This is a genomic window from Pseudomonas sp. FEN, from assembly GCF_904067045.1.
Taxonomy (GTDB): Bacteria; Pseudomonadota; Gammaproteobacteria; order Pseudomonadales; family Pseudomonadaceae; genus Aquipseudomonas.
Genome location: NZ_CAJFDC010000024.1, coordinates 155,836 through 172,280 on the forward strand (window position 1 = coordinate 155,836; position 16,445 = coordinate 172,280).

At 60.4% G+C, this 16,445-nt stretch carries 15 protein-coding genes and 1 pseudogene; 12 read left to right on the plus strand and 4 right to left on the minus strand.

The annotated features are described in order from the left end of the window. Positions 1-14 precede the first annotated feature (14 nt). Positions 15-194 (plus strand): annotated as a pseudogene (locus tag PFEN_RS31225) (response regulator transcription factor); the annotation flags it as partial. Between the two features lie 78 nt (positions 195-272). Here PFEN_RS31225 and PFEN_RS21295 read toward each other — a convergent pair. Next, positions 273-545, minus strand: coding sequence for a DUF3509 domain-containing protein (locus tag PFEN_RS21295; protein ID WP_191488732.1), 273 nt, complete (start codon positions 543-545; stop codon positions 273-275). Positions 546-873: 328 nt separating this feature from the next. Here PFEN_RS21295 and PFEN_RS21300 point away from each other — a divergent pair, with 328 nt between their 5' ends. From PFEN_RS21300 to csrA, 8 genes are all read left to right on the plus strand, one after another. Beyond that, positions 874-1,392, plus strand: coding sequence for an ankyrin repeat domain-containing protein (locus PFEN_RS21300; RefSeq protein ID WP_191488679.1), 519 nt, complete (start codon positions 874-876; stop codon positions 1,390-1,392). 92 nt (positions 1,393-1,484) lie between these two features. Next, complete coding sequence (locus tag PFEN_RS21305) at positions 1,485-2,015, plus strand: hypothetical protein (protein WP_191488680.1); 531 nt, start codon at positions 1,485-1,487, stop codon at positions 2,013-2,015. Between the two features lie 89 nt (positions 2,016-2,104). Further along, positions 2,105-2,293 carry a PLDc N-terminal domain-containing protein gene (locus tag PFEN_RS21310; protein WP_191488681.1) on the plus strand — a complete coding sequence of 63 codons (189 nt, stop codon included), beginning with the start codon at positions 2,105-2,107 and terminating at the stop codon, positions 2,291-2,293. Positions 2,294-2,540: 247 nt separating this feature from the next. Further along, positions 2,541-2,729, plus strand: a complete 189-nt coding sequence (locus PFEN_RS21315) for a hypothetical protein (protein ID WP_191488733.1) — start codon at positions 2,541-2,543, stop codon at positions 2,727-2,729. 177 nt (positions 2,730-2,906) lie between these two features. Further along, positions 2,907-3,782, plus strand: coding sequence for a polyamine aminopropyltransferase (gene speE, locus PFEN_RS21320; RefSeq protein WP_191488682.1), 876 nt, complete (start codon positions 2,907-2,909; stop codon positions 3,780-3,782). Positions 3,783-3,962: 180 nt separating this feature from the next. Next, positions 3,963-4,778 (plus strand): SDR family oxidoreductase, encoded by an 816-nt coding sequence (locus PFEN_RS21325; RefSeq protein WP_191488683.1) that lies wholly within the window; start codon positions 3,963-3,965, stop codon positions 4,776-4,778. A 65-nt stretch (positions 4,779-4,843) separates the two neighbouring features. Then, entirely contained in the window at positions 4,844-5,176 is a 333-nt protein-coding gene (locus PFEN_RS21330; RefSeq protein ID WP_191488684.1) for a YnfA family protein, read from the plus strand. Between the two features lie 168 nt (positions 5,177-5,344). Next, positions 5,345-5,545, plus strand: coding sequence for a carbon storage regulator CsrA (gene csrA / locus PFEN_RS21335; RefSeq protein ID WP_191488685.1), 201 nt, complete (start codon positions 5,345-5,347; stop codon positions 5,543-5,545). Positions 5,546-5,548: 3 nt separating this feature from the next. Here csrA and PFEN_RS21340 read toward each other — a convergent pair whose 3' ends face one another. Next, entirely contained in the window at positions 5,549-5,776 is a 228-nt protein-coding gene (locus PFEN_RS21340; RefSeq protein ID WP_191488686.1) for a YheU family protein, read from the minus strand. 264 nt (positions 5,777-6,040) lie between these two features. Between PFEN_RS21340 and PFEN_RS21345 the strand changes: the two genes are divergently transcribed. Then, entirely contained in the window at positions 6,041-10,894 is a 4,854-nt protein-coding gene (locus tag PFEN_RS21345) for an NEL-type E3 ubiquitin ligase domain-containing protein (RefSeq protein ID WP_224771034.1), read from the plus strand. Positions 10,895-10,914: 20 nt separating this feature from the next. Here PFEN_RS21345 and mnmC read toward each other — a convergent pair whose 3' ends face one another. After that, positions 10,915-12,927: a bifunctional tRNA (5-methylaminomethyl-2-thiouridine)(34)-methyltransferase MnmD/FAD-dependent 5-carboxymethylaminomethyl-2-thiouridine(34) oxidoreductase MnmC gene (gene mnmC / locus PFEN_RS21350; protein ID WP_191488687.1), complete on the minus strand. Its 2,013-nt coding sequence runs from the start codon at positions 12,925-12,927 to the stop codon at positions 10,915-10,917. A 140-nt stretch (positions 12,928-13,067) separates the two neighbouring features. Between mnmC and pap the strand changes: the two genes are divergently transcribed. Further along, the gene (gene pap / locus PFEN_RS21355) at positions 13,068-14,576 is read left to right on the plus strand and encodes a polyphosphate:AMP phosphotransferase (protein WP_191488688.1); all 1,509 of its coding nucleotides are present in this window, start codon (positions 13,068-13,070) and stop codon (positions 14,574-14,576) included. A 108-nt stretch (positions 14,577-14,684) separates the two neighbouring features. Continuing rightward, positions 14,685-15,869, plus strand: a complete 1,185-nt coding sequence (locus PFEN_RS21360) for a thiolase family protein (protein WP_191488689.1) — start codon at positions 14,685-14,687, stop codon at positions 15,867-15,869. A 179-nt stretch (positions 15,870-16,048) separates the two neighbouring features. Here the strand turns inward: PFEN_RS21360 and PFEN_RS21365 are convergent, their stop codons facing one another. Then, positions 16,049-16,258 carry a DUF6316 family protein gene (locus PFEN_RS21365; RefSeq protein WP_191488690.1) on the minus strand — a complete coding sequence of 70 codons (210 nt, stop codon included), beginning with the start codon at positions 16,256-16,258 and terminating at the stop codon, positions 16,049-16,051. Positions 16,259-16,445 lie beyond the last annotated feature (187 nt).

The following is a 16,445-nucleotide window of genomic DNA, read 5'->3' on the forward strand; positions in this document are numbered from 1 at the left end:
GCAAGATATTGAGTGAGAAAGAGCTGGAAGTGTTGCGCTGGGCGCGGGCGGGCAAAACCGTCTGGGAAATCAGCGTTATTCGCAATGTTTCCGAAGCGACGGTCAAGTTCCATCTGCGCAATATCTATCACAAGCTGGGTGTGAGTAACCGTGCCCATGCCGTGGGCGAGGCGGTGAATCGTGGGTTGGTCTGACAGGGCCGCGGCCACTTGCAGGCTGCAAGCCGAAGCGGCGGTAGAGAGTCCGCCATACTTCGGCTCGTAGCCGGCTGGTTATTGATAGGTCGGCAGCGCAAAGCGGTTCTGGCTTTGCAGCAGGGCAATGGAGGGCAGTTCACCGGGCTCGCTGGCGAGGTCGCGGCGAATAGCGCTGATCACCCAGGTGAGTTGTTCGGCAGTGTGTAATTGCGCGTAGGAAACCGAGCGCCGGACTTGCTTGCCGTTGCTGTCCTGCAGGGTTAACAGAATGCCACCGTCCGGACGCGGTTGGGTCGTGACCTTGTGGTTGGAAAATACCGAAGCGAACTTTTCCTGAATCAGGCTCATCTCTATTGACTCCTTTTCGCTCATGAAGGGCATGGCGTTATGAGTGCAGTGATTGTGCCAGCATGGTTTTTTTAAAAAGTCGTTATAAAGCATGGAGTTATATTTTTTCTGATTCTTCGGAGTCGTGCATTTTGCAAGATTGGCCATCGTGCATCCTGCATTTTACCGATGTTCGGCCATTCGGCGAGGCCAAGGCGCCGGGCTGCCCAACCCCTTCTATTGATTGTTTCTATGGCCGCGCTTGAAAAATAAGGCATGACAGCACGCGGGGGGCTCGGGAAACTGAAGGCCTTCGCAGCCATGTCCGAGCAACGCCAAGGAGATCTCTATGTCCGACCAGCCCTTACAAATGACCGAAGAGCAAGCCGCCGAGTTCGCCGAGCAGGTGTTCGATGTGGCGCGCAAGGGTGATGCGGCGCTGCTGGCGGCCCTGTTGAGCAAAGGCTTGCCAGCGAACCTGCGCAACCACAAGGGCGACACCTTGCTGATGTTGGCCAGCTATCATGGGCACGCCGATGCGGTGCGCGTGCTGCTCGAGTACCAGGCCGACCCGCAGATACGCAATGATAATGGTCAGAGCCCGGTTGCCGGGGCGGCGTTCAAGGGCGACCTGGAGATGGTCAGGCTGCTGATCGAGGGCGGGGCCGAGGTCGAAGGGGCGTCGAAGGACGGCCGCACGGCGCTGATGATGGCGGCGATGTTCAATCGCACGGCGATTGTCGATTACCTGCTCGGCCAGGGGGCTGATCCCCGGGCCCAGGACGCCAATGGCGTCACCGCGCTGGCAGCCGCGCAGACCATGGGCGCGCAGGACACGGCAGCGCAGTTGCAGAAGATCCTGGGCTGATGTTATTGAGGCTGACCCGGACCATAAGCCAGCCCCAGCCAGAATTGGTGTATTCTTCGCGGCCGTCATTTTCCCTGTTGCAGGACCTGCCCATGAAAACCGCCCTCGCCGAACTCATCAGCAAAATCAGCTCCGGTTGCATGGGCGAGGCCGAAATCCTGCGGATCGCTGATGAAGCGGCCCAGGCCTATGCCGATGCGGCAGGCTTTCTGGTGGCCAATCCGGACATCAACTACGACGACAGCTTTCCGATGCCCCTGGGCGAGTGGGTGGTCGTGGGCAGCTTACCCGAGACCGTGCTGTTCCAGGCCGACACCTATATGGAGCTGTTCACCCGGATCGTCGAGTCCTTCGGCAAGGACGTGCCTTTCAATATCAAGCCCAAGCAGTTGGCCAAGGTTGAAGCCTTGACCGCCTTGAACCGCATTCAGGTGCAACTGAGCAGCATGAACCCGGAAATGGGCGGCTACGTACTGGTGAATTTCAGCCAGTTGCTGGACGACGAACTCCAGGCGGTGCTGGTCTATGGTAATGATCTGCCGCGGGTACTGGCCCTGTGCGAGGAGCTCGGGATTGCCGCCGCGCCCGCCCTGGAAGCGCAGCGGATCGCAGTGCACGTCTGAGCCGCCGGCTTCGAGATAATTGCAAGAAAGTGAACCCTGGTGGCGAGCGGCTATCCTATGAGGGCAGATCCTCATCAAGGAGCAAGACCATGGGTTCCACTTTCAACGGCCTGATTGGCCTGATCATCCTGGCGCTGGACATCTGGGCCATCCTCAATGTGCTGAAAAGCACTACCGAAACCGGGATGAAGATCCTCTGGATCTTGCTGATTATCCTGCTGCCCGTGCTCGGCCTGATCATCTGGGCCATCGCGGGGCCGCGCGGCAATCTGCGTTAGTGGCTGGGCATGCGATCTTGAGCAAGACGTAGACCCGGGATTAGGGGGGGCGCGCATTCTGATCGCGTCTCGGAAATTGCCTACGATTTTGGTTGTAGAGGGCTGATGGTGTTTATAAGGATGAACTCCTAGGGTTTGAACAGGGTAAAAAAGCTTGGAGGCTTTGGCCCTCAGGCCTCTCTTGGATTCAAGGGAGGCGCTGTCCCGAAACCCTACGCTAAAGGACTAGCCCATGCAGGAGATGAACATGGAACAGGCTCAGCTTGAGAAAACCCATGTCGAGATCGCCAAGCTTATCGCCGAGCAACGCAAGCTCAATGCCGAGGCGGGGAAGATGACCCGTGAAACATTCTGGTACCCGGTCGCGATTGCCGTTGGCTTTGTCGGTACCGTGTCGACTGTCACCGCACTGCTGATCAAGTATCTCGTTCCTTGAGCGGAGCCGCCGGCGGCTTTTGTCCCGCGAAGGTTCGACCTGTCATCATTCGCAACGTAGAATGCGTGCCTTTCTCGGATCATCGCGGCAACGGCCATTCGCGCCCGTTGCTTGCTCGATAGCCCGCCATGGGCGGGCAACCATCCGTTGCCACCCGCATTCACCGGAGCACTTCCCATGAGCAACACGCCTGAAACCCACTACCAGGAAACCCTCTACGAAGGCTACGGCCAGCGCTTTCGCATAGACAAGCTGCTGCACGAAGTGCGTACCGGGCACCAGCACCTGGTGATCTTCGAAAATGCCCGCATGGGCCGGGTCATGGCCCTGGACGGCGTCATCCAGACCACCGAAGCCGACGAATTCATCTACCACGAGATGCTCACCCATGTGCCGATCCTCGCCCATGGCAGCGCCAAGCGGGTGCTGATCATTGGCGGCGGCGACGGTGGCATGCTGCGTGAAGTGAGCAAGCATCGTGGCGTCGAGCACATCACCATGGTCGAGATCGATGCCACCGTGGTCGACATGTGCAAGCAGTTCCTGCCCGAGCACTCCAAGGGCGCGTTCGACGATGCACGCCTGAACCTGGTGATCGATGACGGTATGCGTTTCGTCGCCACCACCGCGGAAAAGTTCGATGTCATCATCTCCGATTCCACCGACCCGATCGGTCCCGGCGAAGTGTTGTTTTCCGAAAACTTCTACCAGGCCTGTCGTCGCTGCCTGAACGAAGGTGGCATCCTGGTGACCCAGAACGGTACGCCATTCATGCAGTTGGCCGAGGTGCAAACCACGGCGGGACGCCTGCGCAGCCTGTTCCCGGATTGGCACTTCTATCAGGCCGCGGTACCGACCTACATCGGTGGGGCCATGACTTTTGCCTGGGGCGCGACCGACACCGGGTCACGCAAATTGTCGCTGGAAACCCTGCGCCAGCGCTTTGCCGGCAGCGGTATTGTCACCCGCTACTACAATCCCGAAATCCACATCGGTGCGTTTGCCTTGCCACAATACGTATTGCAGGCCGTGAACAAGCCAAGCAACGACTAAATCCTTGTAGTCACCGTGTTCCCCGCGCTCGATGGACCATAACCCCGGTTACTGGCGTGTGGGAAGACGGGCAGGCCGCCACTTTGCCTGGAGCATTCAGCAATCTGATGGTGCATGGGCCTTTGATCGTCCTTCGCTACACTGCCGATCATCGTCCTCAGAACCCACAAGGCATCTGCTATGCACAATCGCATCATGATCACTGGCGCCGGCTCCGGTCTTGGCCGCGAAATCGCACTGCGCTGGGCCCGCGAAGGTTGGCGCCTGGCGCTGTCGGATGTCAGCGAACCCGGCCTGGCGGAAACGCTGAGACTGGTGCGCGAAGCCGGCGGCGATGGTTTCACCCAGCGGTGTGACGTCCGTGACTACAGCCAGTTGACCGCCTTCGCCCAGGCATGCGAGGTCAAGTTCGGCGGTATCGATGTGATCGTCAACAACGCTGGCGTCGCCTCGGGCGGCTTCTTCAGCGAGCTGTCCCTGGAGGACTGGGACTGGCAGATCGCGATCAACCTGATGGGGGTGGTCAAGGGCTGCAAGGCGTTCCTGCCGCTGCTGGAGCAGAGCAAGGGCAAAATCATCAATATCGCCTCCATGGCTGCCCTGATGCAGGGGCCTGCGATGAGTAACTACAATGTGGCCAAGGCCGGTGTGGTGGCCTTGTCCGAAAGCCTGCTGATTGAACTGGCCCAACAGGAAATCGGCGTGCATGTGGTTTGTCCGTCGTTTTTCCAGACCAATCTGCTGGACTCGTTCCGCGGGCCTACGCCGGCGATGAAGGCCCAGGTCGGTAAGCTGCTGGAAAGTTCGCCGATCAGCGCGAGCGACATTGCTGATTACATCTACACCCAGGTAGGCCAGGGGCAATTCATGATTCTGCCCCATGAGCAGGGGCGTTTGGCCTGGGCCCTCAAGCAGAAGAATCCGCAGCTGCTCTATGACGAAATGACCGTGATGGCCGACAAGATGCGCCACAAGGCCAAGCAAGTCCCTCATTGAGCTTGCTCGTGAATCGACGTCTGGTTAGGGTTGCCAGCAATGTGCAACCCTGACGAGTGTTCATCGTGGTCAATTACCTGTGGTTTTTTCTTGCTGCGCTGTTTGAAATCGCCGGTTGCTATGCCTTCTGGATGTGGCTGCGCTTGGGCCGGAGCGCCTGGTGGGTCGCCCCCGCGCTCTTGAGCCTGACCCTGTTTGCACTGCTGTTGACCAAAGTCGAGGCGAGCTACGCCGGTCGGGCCTACGCGGCCTACGGTGGTATCTATATCATTACTTCCATCGCCTGGCTGGGCCTGGTCGAACGCATCCGCCCCTTGGGTTCCGACTGGCTGGGCGCCGCGCTCTGTGTCCTGGGTGCCAGCATCATCCTGCTGGGGCCGCGCTTTTCAACGTCTTGAGCCTGGCCCTTGTCGGTAAAATCTCCGACTTGGTCGAGTAAGCAATCTGATTCTGTAGGGCGAATCGACCCTGTCGGTCAGGGCCGGCTGATTTGCCGTGCCTGCATTGAAGGCGGTCATCGGGCCGGGCAGTCTTGGGCACTCATAAACCCTTGAGGATTGAGTGCCATGCTTGTACTGAGCCGCGTCGTGGGCGAGATGATTTCCATCGGCGATAACATCACCGTGCGAATTCTCGCTGTTAACGGTAATCACGTTCGTTTCGGTGTGGAGGCACCCAAGAATGTCAACGTGCATCGAGCGGAAATCTACCGTCGGATTCTGACCAAACTGGCTGAACCGGAGCCTGCCCGCGACTCCATTGTCTAACGCTCAGTCGAAGAGTTCTTTCGGCACCGCGTGCTTGGGCAGCAACTGGCATTGCTCGCTTTCGAGATCGAAGAAGATCACCGCCTGGCCCTTGCTCAACGCGTGGCGCACACGCAACACGCGGGTCTCCTGGGGCGTGTCGTCACCGTTGTCGGTACCGTCGCGGCTGACGAAGTCTTCGATCAGGCGGGTGAGGGTATCGGGTTCGAGTTGCTCGTAGGGAATCAGCATGGAATCGTCTCTTGTGGCTATGAGGCCTGATGCTACCGGGCCAGCGCTGATTGGGCTATATCGCCAGGGCATAATGACATGCCGCCAAAGGATACGGCACGTCGCCCTTCGGTGCTGCGCAGTGTTCCGCGGATGGGGGCTATCCGGCTGTCCAAAGCCTATTTATTTTTTTATTAACCTACTGATAGATAATAATTTTTTATCGATTTTAAAGCCTGGGCCGGCGATACCCTCGATGGACATGGACGACAAGGGTATTTCCACATGTTTATTGCAGCGTCCGCTCCGGACGAACATAGCGCCAACGAAGATGTAATCAAGGCCAATGCTCCCTGCTGGTTACTGGAAGCCAGCGCCGAAGATATTGCACGCCTGCGTGAATACTTGCGCCTCAGTCAGTTTTGCAAAGAGGAGGTGTCATCACGGCTCAAGGACCTGAAGGCCGTCCGCGATTTTTGCGAGCCGTTGCTTGTCAATGCACTGCGCGTTCGATTCGGCCCGGGACTGGATATTCACAAGGATCAACTGAAAATTGCCAATCGATGGCCGATGCTGCCGGCTCCGTCCGGGGTGGCTTACTTCTTTCCGATGACCTATACCAGCCACAGTTTGCTGGAGGCCGCGTTACAGAATTTTGAAGCGGACGAGCAGTTTCCCCCCAAGTCCCATATCAGTCTGAGCGGCGACCCGAAGCAGGTGCCAAGCATCACACTGGAGGCCTTTGTCGAGCTGGTGCGCAAGCTCGATCTGGGAAAGCGCTATCAGCAGCATGTGTGCAGGGCTTTTCATCTTGCGGAAAATGAAGGGCGGCAGACGGTGAGCGACGAACTTCGTATCGAGTCCGCCATCCTGCAACAAAAGAAAGCCGATATGTTGGTGGACGCCTGTATTGCCTACATGAAAAAGGACATCGATGACATTGCCCATCGGCAACTGTGCAAATTGATCGAGTTGAATGTCGACGTAGCGCCGGATGGCTCGCGGATGATGGTCAATGAATTGAAGATGCTGGGCTTTTCGTTATCGGCTATTTGCCTGTTCACGCTGCAGAATGTGCCGCAGACCGGGAAGGCCAGCATGAAAAACCGGGTGCTGGTGCATATTCCCAACGATCCGCTGACGCGATTCAAACTCTATGCCTCCCTTGAGGCGTTTCAGGCCGAACTGTGTATTCGCCTTTGGCAACCCTCGTATGAGAAGTTCTTCTGCGGTTTTGTCAGCCAGCGCGACCTGCCGGGTTTCCTCTCGCTGTTGCGCAAGTGCCTGACCCTTGAGACCCGGACTGCCGACGGCAAGGTTACCAGGTGCCTGAATCAGGCGGCCGATCTACAGTTGAAGCCTGCGCAGCTGAGCCTTGAGTTGTTTTTTCATCTCTACCGGCAACAGGTCCTGCGGTTCCAGGAGGATGCGCGGGTGGTGGCGGTCCCGACCGAGGATATCGACCAGGATGCCCGCAAGGCCAGGTATCTGTCGGTGTTGAGCCTGGGAATGACCCTGCTGAACCTGGCGGCCTTCGTCAATCCCTGGCTGGGTTTACTGATGATGGGCGTGGCGGTCGGGCAACTGTTGGCCGAGTCCTATGAGGGCTACGAGGATTGGCAGCGTGGTGAGCGTGACGAGGCCATCACGCACATGATGTCGGTGGCCGAGGATATTGCCACGATGGTTGCCCAGGGGGTTGCCATGCATTGGGGGAGCAAGGCCCTCAAAGGGTTCTTCCAGCGACACTCGGACTTTTTCAACGACCTGTTGCCGATCGAGTCGAGCGATGGTCGCTACCGGCTGTGGCAGGCCGAGCCGCGTGCCTACCGCCATGAAGCGCCTGGGCTGGCGGAGCGGACGCTGGACCACGAGGGCTTCTATCAGGGCGATGACGCGGGGGACGGCCATCGTTACCTGGATATCGCGGGCGAACCTTACCGGGTCTACCGGGATGAATCTGTCGGGGCCTGGCGCTTGCGCCACCCGAGCCGCGAATCAGCCTACGAGCCTTTGCTTGAACACAATGGTCGTGGGGCCTGGAGGCTGGTCCACGAATCGCCCTTGCAATGGCATGATCCGGTCTACCTGTTTCGTCGCCTGGGGCCTGAGGTGCGTTTCCTGAGTGATGAAAGCATCGAGCAGATCCTGTCGATTCAGCGACTCGACGAAGTGTCGTTGCGGCGCATGCATATGAATAATGCAACGATCCCGGCCCCTCTGCTCGACTCGATACAGCGTTTCAGACTGAACCACGAATTGGATTGGCTGCTCGCGCCTGCTGATGCGCCGAAATCGGTCGCGGCCCGCTTGCTTGATCTGAAGTTGCAGATTCTGCCAGGCCTCAAGGGGTGGCCCCAGGATTACACGCTCATGCTTCTGGACGCGGCGCGCAAACCGCTGCGCGAATACGGGGCAGACCTGACCGCGCAGCCGCGCAGGTTGATGTTGCGGGCCCAGGACATCGAGACGCAGGGGGTGGCGGCAGTCTTGAACAAATTGACGAGCGAGGATCGCAAGGCGCTGCTCGGTTCGGTGGTGGACGCCGACAAGGTGTCGGCGTGTCTGGAGCACGTGCTGGGCGCACATGTGCGCGAGCATCGCGCGGCGTTGTTCCAGCGTCTCTACAGCTTGTCCTGCGTGACCGATGTGGGGCTGCCAGTCAGCTTGAGGCGACGCTTTCCCGATTTGCCGGACGGGGTCTTGCGTGAAATTCTGGGGCAGGCGAACGATGTGCTGAGAGGACGCTTGAGCCTCAGTGATCGGCTGCCCTTGCAGTTGATTGAAGAGGCGAACGAGGGCGTGCGCGAAATTCGAATCAACCATGCGTTGGATGGCGGCTTTCTCGAGAGCCCGGGCAGTCTGGAAAACGCCAGGTTGCAGTTGCCCATGCTGAAAACGATCGAGGGCTGGCCGCTGGATTTGCGCCTGGAGATTCGCCAGGATCGATTCGATGGTCACCTGTTGATCGAGATGGGTGACGAAGATCTGCCCCGGCGCCGGGTTTTGCTCAGGACCGCGCAAGGTTATCAGGCCTTTGATGGCTCGGGGCTGAGCCTGGGGCCACGGGGCAAGGGGCGCTTTGCCCTGAGCGCTGCGTTGCTCGGTGGCCTGCGGCTGAGCGAACGTGAGGCGATGGGGATCGAGCTGGGCGAAGCCGAGTTGCTGCACCAGCAGTTGATGTCCAAGATACTGGCGCGTCCGCGCGTCGAACTAGAGGAAACCCTCGGTCTCCCCGCGCGCAAGCCAGGACACCGCTCGCCGGCCTGGCGCGACAAGGCTGCTCCAGGCTGTCTACGTATCAAGCGCGGCGGTGTTCATGGCTCGCGACGAGGATTGCGCCGGGTGACCCGGCTGTATCCCGACCTCTGCGAGCCGGAAGCGCGCAACTTCTTTTTTTCCCTCGGCGACGATCCGCTCCAGGTCAGAAACCAGCTTGACGCGCTTGAGGGGGAATTGCAGCAGCTGCGCTTGGCGCTGTTCAATTGGCAGGGGGATGAGGTGCGTATTCACCGCTCGCACGCCTGGATGGGAGGCGTGGCCGAGAGCCGTGAACAGGCGACCCAGATCATCGAGCGTTGCTGGCGGCGGCAAACGCCCAGAACCTATGACGAGAATGGCGTCGTCATTGGTCGCAGCCTGAGTCTGGCAGGCTTGCGTGTCGACGACTTGCCGCGCTTGCCCTTCGGGATCAACTTCGATCATGTCACCGAGCTTTCTTTGAAGTACATGGGGCTGGACCGCATTCCCGAAGATTTTCTCGAGCATTTTTCCAATCTGCGCAAACTGGAGTTGAACAACAATCAGCTTGATCGCCTGCCCAGTGCGATTGCCGACATGCGCCAGCTCCGGGAGCTGCACGCGCAGGACAACCGGATCGTGCTGACTCCGGGCTCGGTCAATGTGCTGTCGAGCTTGCACAATCTGGAAGTGCTGAACCTGAACGGCAACTTTGATGTCGGCTTGCTGGATGTCGGCCAGATGCCGCACCTGCGCCGTCTGCTCCTGCGGGGAGCGGGAATCGACAGTTTGCCTGCTGGCCTGTTGACCCGGGTTCGGCTGTACGAAGCGGACTTGCGCGATAACCAGATCCGCAGCGTCTCGGACGCCCTCTATGCGGCGCCTTCGCCGATCAATCGGCGGATCATTCTGCGTAACAACCCCTTTACGGTCGACGATCAGAATCAGTTGGCCGCCTATCGGGTGAGTAGCGGAATCACCTTCGGTATTCCTGAGACGGAGCTGGAGTTGGATGAGTTCAGTGCGCGCCAGCGTTGGCTGGCCGATATCGAGGCGGGGGAGCGCCGTGACAGCCTGCGGGACCTGTGGCACGACTTGCGGCGGGAGGCGGGTTCCGAGGAATTTTTCGCGTTGTTGGGACGCTTGGGGGGCAGCGCGGACTATCTGAAGATTCGTGCGGACCTGACGCGACGTGTCTGGGAGGTGCTGGGGGAGGCGGCCGAGGACACAACGTTGCGCGGCGAACTGTTCGATCTGGCGGCCGACCCGATGACGTGCGTCGATAGCGCCGCGCGAAATTTCAGCCATCTGGAAGTCCGCATGCTGTTGGCCAGGGCTCGGAATCTGGCGACCAGGACCAATGAGCCGACGGAGTTGCTGAAACTGGCGCGCGGACTGTTTCGCCTGGAGCGCATCGACGACATCGCCAGGGCTCATGTCAAGGCTCTGCAGGATAGTCCCGAGGTGTCTTCATCGAGTGCGGTCGATGAGGTCGAGGTGAACCTGGCCTATCGAGTAGGGCTGGGACGTTCGCTGTATTTGCCCGGGCAGCCGAAGGAAATGTTCTTCAGGTCGATTGCCAATGTCACCGAGAAGCAGATCCTTGAAGCCCGTACGCGCGTCCGCGAGGCTGAGGACACGCCGGCGATGAGGAGCTTCATTGCTTCAAGGGATTTCTGGATCGACTACCTGAAAAAGAAATACCCACGCAATTTTGCCCGGTTCAACAAACCCTTTCACGAGCAGGAGGAGCAACTGTTGACCAACTCCCCGGAGATGCTCAGCGATCGTTATGCCCGGCGTTTGTCAGTGTTGATGGAGAACCGTATCGCCGAGGAGCAGACTTTTCTCGAAACCCTGACCCAGAACGAGCTGGATGAGCATTCCGCCCGGGTCTGACTCTGTATCTGAGTGCTGCTTCAGGCGCCCGCCCCAGGCTTGCCCTTGCCTCGAACCAGCGCCCGCCAGGCGAAGCGATTCGGATGGCAGGCCTCGGCGACGCTGCGCGGCAGCGGCAGTGGTTCGTTCTCCAGCCAGGCGGCCAGCAACTCGCCCGAGAGCGGCGCACTGATCAGACCACGGGAGCCGTGGCCGCTGTTGATATACAGTCCCTCGAGCCAAGGGCAGGGGACCTGGGGGATTTGCCGGGCATCCCGGGCCAGGACGCCGTAGGCTTCGGCGAAAAGCCCCGGGTCCGCCAGCGGCCCGACCACCGGCAGATAGTCGGCGCTGGTACAGCGAAAAGCGGCACGGCCTTGCAGTTGCTCCGGGGCCAACTTGTCGCTGTTCAGGCGGTCGGCCAGATCGCGTGAGATGTCCTGTAACAGCTCCAGGTTGCCAATGTGTTCCGCGGTGGTGGGCGCCAGATCATTGCTCTTGAAGTCGAAGCTGGCCCCCAGGGTATGTTCACCGAGGCGTGCCGGCGCGACATAGCCTTCGGCGCAGACCACGGTACTCAAGGCCGCACTCTCGGCGGTTTGCGCCAGGCGGGTGATCTGTCCGCGGATACGCTTGAGCGGCAACGCCGCGCTGGCCGCGAAGCGTTTCACTTCAGCGGCCCCCGCGAGGACCACCACCGGGGCGCTGCCCAGCAGGGAGTCGGCGTCCCACGCCTGCCATTGGCCATCGATATTGCGCAGTTCGAAAGCCTCGCTATGCAGGCGTACCTCAATATTCCGGTGGCTGGCTTGCCAGGCACACAAGGCGGGTGGGTGGACCCAGCCACCTTCCGGGAAGAACAACCCACCATGTTCAAGGGCTACACCGGCGCGGGCCTGGGACTGCGCCTGATCCAGCACCCGCAGCAACTCGGGGCTGAAGGCGGCGGCCAACTGGGCCTGGCGCTCGGCTTCTTTCGCATCAAAAGCCAGTTGCAGTACACCACAGTCATCCCAGTCGAGGCCTTTGTGCAACTGCTCAAGCAAACGCCGGGTATGGCCGAAGCCACCGAGGATCAGTTGTGACAAGGCGGTGCCATGAGCCGACAGCTTGAGGTAGAGGACGCCTTGCGGGTTACCCGAGGCTTCCCGGGCCAGCTCATCGTGGCGCTCCAGCAAACAGACTTGCCAGCCACGTGCCGCGAGGCTCGCGGCACTGGCACAACCGGCCAGGCCGCCACCGATCACCAGCGCCCGGCGCTCGCCGCTGGGTGGCTGGGGGCGGGCGAACCATGGCTTGGCCTGCGGCGGCGCGGCCGAGTCCACGGGCCGGTCAATGAATTCGCCCCGCAGGATCTCCCATTTATGGCCGATGCCCGGTGTGCGGCGCATCTTGAAGCCCGTGGCATTCAATGAGCGTCGGACCCAACCGGTACTGGTGAAGGTGCTCAGGGTCGCGCCGGGGGCCGCCAGCCGCGCCAGTTCGCTGAACAGCTCGGGGGTCCACATTTGTGGGTTTTTCGCCGGGGCGAAACCGTCGAGGAACCAGGCATCGACCTGGGCGTCCAGTTGTGGCAATTGCTCCATGGCATCACCGATCAGCAGTGTCAGGGTCACCCGGCCATTGTCCAGCAGCAGTCGCTGGAAACCTTGATGAATCGCCACGTACTGTTTGAGCAGCGCCTCGGCGAGAACCGCCAGTTCGGGCCAGAGGGCCAAGGCACGTTGCAGGTCGGCGCGGCTCAGGGGGTACTTTTCCACGCTGACGAAATGCAGCCGGGCAGCTGGCACCGCGCAGGCCTCGAACAATTGCCAGGCGCAGAGGAAGTTCAATCCGGTGCCGAAGCCGGTTTCGCCAATCACCAGTCGTTCGTTCGGTCTCAGCGCGGCAAAGCGTTCCCGCAGGCGATTCTGCTCGAGGAACACGTAACGGGTTTCCTCCAGGCCCGAATGGTCGGAGAAATACACGTCATCGAAGACCCGCGAGTGCGGGCGACCCTGCTCGTCCCAGTCGATCTGGGCGTGAGCGGGAAGATTGGGCGATACGTTGGTCATGGGCGGCTCGACGGCAACAAGGCGGCTATTCTAGCCCATTGCCGGACGTCGGATTGATCCACGGCAAGGCCTGGGGATTTCCCGTCACAAAGTGGGGGCCGATCCGTTAGTCTTGCTCCATTCTTGGAAGGGAGTCGCCCATGTTTGAATCCGCCGAAATCGGTCATGCCATCGACAAAGAGACCTACGACGCCGAAGTTCCGGCCTTGCGCGAAGCCTTGCTGGAGGCGCAGTTCGAACTTCATCAGCAAAAGCGCTTTCCGGTCATCGTACTGATCAACGGCGTCGAAGGCGCGGGCAAGGGCGAGACGGTCAAGCTGCTCAACGAATGGATGGACCCGCGCCTGATCGAGGTCCGTACCTTCGACCAGCAAACCGATGAAGAACTGGCCCGGCCGCCGGCCTGGCGCTACTGGCGGCAGTTGCCGGCCAAGGGGCGCATGGGGGTGTTCTTCGGCAACTGGTACAGCCAGATGTTGCAGGGCCGGGTGCATGGGCACTTCAAGGACGCCGTGCTGGACCAGGCAATCAATGGCGCCGAACGCCTGGAGAGAATGCTCTGCGACGAAGGCGCGTTGATCTTCAAGTTCTGGTTCCACCTGTCCAAGAAACAGATGAAGGCCCGTCTCAAATCGCTGCAGGATGACCCGCTGCACAGCTGGCGCATCAGCCCGCTGGACTGGCAGCAGTCGGAGACTTACGACAAGTTCGTGCAATACGGCGAGCGGGTGCTGCGTCGTACCAGTCACGATTATGCGCCTTGGCATGTGATTGAAGGCGTCGACCCCCACTACCGCAGCCTGACCGTGGGCAAGATCCTGTTGGAAGGTTTGCAGACGGCGCTCAAGACCCGGGACGCCAAGCCACGGCCGACCAATGCCGCGCCCTTGCTCAAGGGGGTGGACGATCTGAGCCTGCTGGACAGCCTGGACCTGAGCCAGCACCTGGACAAGAACGACTATGAAGAGCAGCTGATTACCGAACAGGCGCGGCTGGCTGGTCTGTTGCGCGACAAACGCATGCGCCGGCACGCGCTGGTGGCGGTGTTCGAGGGCAATGACGCGGCGGGCAAGGGTGGGGCGATCCGGCGGGTGGCGGCGGCGCTCGATCCACGGCAATACCGCATCATTCCCATAGCCGCACCGACCGAGGACGAACGCGCCCAGCCATACCTCTGGCGGTTCTGGCGGCATATTCCGATGCGCGGCAAGTTCACTGTGTTCGACCGTTCCTGGTATGGCCGTGTGCTGGTGGAGCGGATCGAAGGCTTCTGCAGCCAGGCCGACTGGATGCGCGCCTACAGCGAGATCAACGACTTCGAGGAACAACTGAGCGACGCCGGGGTGATCGTGGTGAAATTCTGGCTGGCTATCGACAAGCAGACCCAACTGGAGCGTTTCCAGGAGCGCGAGGATATTCCGTTCAAGCGTTTCAAGATCACCGAGGACGATTGGCGCAACCGCGAGAAATGGTCGCTCTATCGCGACGCCATTGGCGACATGGTCGATCGCACCAGCACCGAAGTGGCGCCCTGGACGTTGGTGGAAGCCAATGACAAGCGCTGGGCCCGGGTCAAGGTGCTACGCACGCTCAACCTGGCCATCGAGAGCGCGTTCGCCAAGCGTGAGAGGAAGGGCAAGACGAAGTAGCGCGATGGCCACGCATACGCCGGGTGAATGATTGTCGCGGTCGGGAATCGGGTGGGCTTATGCTCGCTCGATCCTTCAAACCGACAACAACAATCAATGAGGTGGGCCATGCGTGAAGTGGTGATCGTCGACAGCGTGCGGACTGGCCTGGCCAAGTCCTTTCGCGGCAAATTCAACCAGACCCGGCCGGATGACATGGCGGCCCATTGCGTCAATGCCTTGCTCAGCCGCAATGGCATCGATCCGGCCAGCGTCGAGGATTGCATCGTCGGCGCCGGCTCCAACGAAGGTGCCCAGGGCTACAACATCGGACGCAATGTCGCGGTGTTGTCGAAGCTGGGAACCGGCACCGCCGGCATGACCCTCAACCGCTTCTGTTCATCGGGCTTGCAGGCGATTGCCATTGCCGCCAACCAGATTGCTTCCGGTTGCAGCGAGATCATCGTCGCCGGTGGGGTCGAATCCATCAGCCTGACGATGAAAAGCGTCAACACCGACAACCTGATCAACCCGCTGCTCAAGGAGCAGGTGCCGGGGCTCTATTTCCCCATGGGCCAGACCGCCGAGATCGTCGCCCGGCGCTATGGCGTCAGCCGCGAGCAGCAGGACCTTTACGCGCTGCAAAGCCAGCAGCGTACCGCCGCCGCCCAGGCCGCGGGGCTGTTCGACGATGAAATCGTGCCCATGGCCGTGACCTACGCCGTCGAGGACAAGGCCAGCGGGCAGATCCAGCGCCTGGAAGGGGTGGTGGACCGCGATGACTGCAATCGTCCGGACACCACCCTGGAAAGCCTGGCCGGTTTGAAGCCGGTGTTTGCCGAAGACGGTTCGGTAACGGCGGGCAACTCGTCGCAACTGTCCGACGGTGCTTCGATGACCCTGGTGATGAGCCTGGAAAAAGCCCTGCAACTGGGGCTCATGCCCAAGGCCTTGTTCCGTGGTTTTGCCGTGGCCGGTTGCGAACCGGACGAGATGGGGATCGGCCCGGTATTTTCGGTGCCCCGGTTGCTCAAGGCCAAGGGCCTGAGCGTGGCGGATATCGACCTGTGGGAATTGAACGAAGCATTCGCTTCCCAGTGCCTGTACAGCCGTGATCGGTTGGGCATCGACAACGAGAAGTACAACGTCAACGGTGGTTCGATTTCCATCGGCCATCCGTTCGGCATGACCGGCTCGCGCCAGGTCGGGCACCTGGTGCGCGAACTGCAACGGCGCAAGCTGCGTTATGGCATCGTCACCATGTGCGTGGGCGGAGGCATGGGCGCGACGGGATTGTTCGAAGCGTTGCGCTGAGGCTCAGTGCCGGACGGGCTTGTCCGCAAGGCTGTCGGCGGTCTTGCGGGCCCCTTCGCGACGGTGCGCGATCCGACGAACTCTGCTCCCACGGATTCGTGTCGTATGGCAAATCCGTATTCGACGCAGAACGGTAGGAGCATGGCTTGCCCGCGAAGCTTTTGGCAATCTCGAGTCTGCTACAGGGCCTGGCTGGCGCGAATGTCTTTGGCCAGTTGCATGCGCTTCAGATACAGCTGTGTTTCGCGCTCGGCATCGTCTCGGCTAAAAAAGGGCCCTTCCAGGGTGTTTTCCCGGGTGCTGAAAAAAAACAATCCATTGATGACCGTGACCCGGTGGCTGCGAAAATGCGTGGCCTCGGAGCTGTCTTGCGCGCGTTTGCCGTACATGGCGAAATCTCACTGGTGAGCGTAGCTGTCAGAAATACAGCATAAAACTTATAAAGATAGCGCGTCCAATCGTCCGATCAATGGTTATAGGCAGTTTATTGGCGGCGCTTCCAGCATGCTTGAGGTCGCATCGGGCTTCGCTTCCCGGCTGTGTTGTCGGCCATGCAGGGCCTAGAATGGCGGCTTC

What these genes read in the sequence shown, in the direction of transcription:
- PFEN_RS21295 (WP_191488732.1), bottom strand. Translation starts at nt 545, where the DNA reads ATGAGCCTGATTCAGGAAAAGTTCGCTTCGGTATTTTCCAACCACAAG.
- PFEN_RS21300 (WP_191488679.1), top strand. Translation starts at nt 874, where the DNA reads ATGTCCGACCAGCCCTTACAAATGACCGAAGAGCAAGCCGCCGAGTTC.
- PFEN_RS21305 (WP_191488680.1), top strand. Translation starts at nt 1,485, where the DNA reads ATGAAAACCGCCCTCGCCGAACTCATCAGCAAAATCAGCTCCGGTTGC.
- PFEN_RS21310 (WP_191488681.1), top strand. Translation starts at nt 2,105, where the DNA reads ATGGGTTCCACTTTCAACGGCCTGATTGGCCTGATCATCCTGGCGCTG.
- PFEN_RS21315 (WP_191488733.1), top strand. Translation starts at nt 2,541, where the DNA reads ATGGAACAGGCTCAGCTTGAGAAAACCCATGTCGAGATCGCCAAGCTT.
- speE (WP_191488682.1), top strand. Translation starts at nt 2,907, where the DNA reads ATGAGCAACACGCCTGAAACCCACTACCAGGAAACCCTCTACGAAGGC.
- PFEN_RS21325 (WP_191488683.1), top strand. Translation starts at nt 3,963, where the DNA reads ATGCACAATCGCATCATGATCACTGGCGCCGGCTCCGGTCTTGGCCGC.
- csrA (WP_191488685.1), top strand. Translation starts at nt 5,345, where the DNA reads ATGCTTGTACTGAGCCGCGTCGTGGGCGAGATGATTTCCATCGGCGAT.
- PFEN_RS21340 (WP_191488686.1), bottom strand. Translation starts at nt 5,776, where the DNA reads ATGCTGATTCCCTACGAGCAACTCGAACCCGATACCCTCACCCGCCTG.
- PFEN_RS21345 (WP_224771034.1), top strand. Translation starts at nt 6,041, where the DNA reads ATGTTTATTGCAGCGTCCGCTCCGGACGAACATAGCGCCAACGAAGAT.
- mnmC (WP_191488687.1), bottom strand. Translation starts at nt 12,927, where the DNA reads ATGACCAACGTATCGCCCAATCTTCCCGCTCACGCCCAGATCGACTGG.
- pap (WP_191488688.1), top strand. Translation starts at nt 13,068, where the DNA reads ATGTTTGAATCCGCCGAAATCGGTCATGCCATCGACAAAGAGACCTAC.
- PFEN_RS21360 (WP_191488689.1), top strand. Translation starts at nt 14,685, where the DNA reads ATGCGTGAAGTGGTGATCGTCGACAGCGTGCGGACTGGCCTGGCCAAG.
- PFEN_RS21365 (WP_191488690.1), bottom strand. Translation starts at nt 16,258, where the DNA reads ATGTACGGCAAACGCGCGCAAGACAGCTCCGAGGCCACGCATTTTCGC.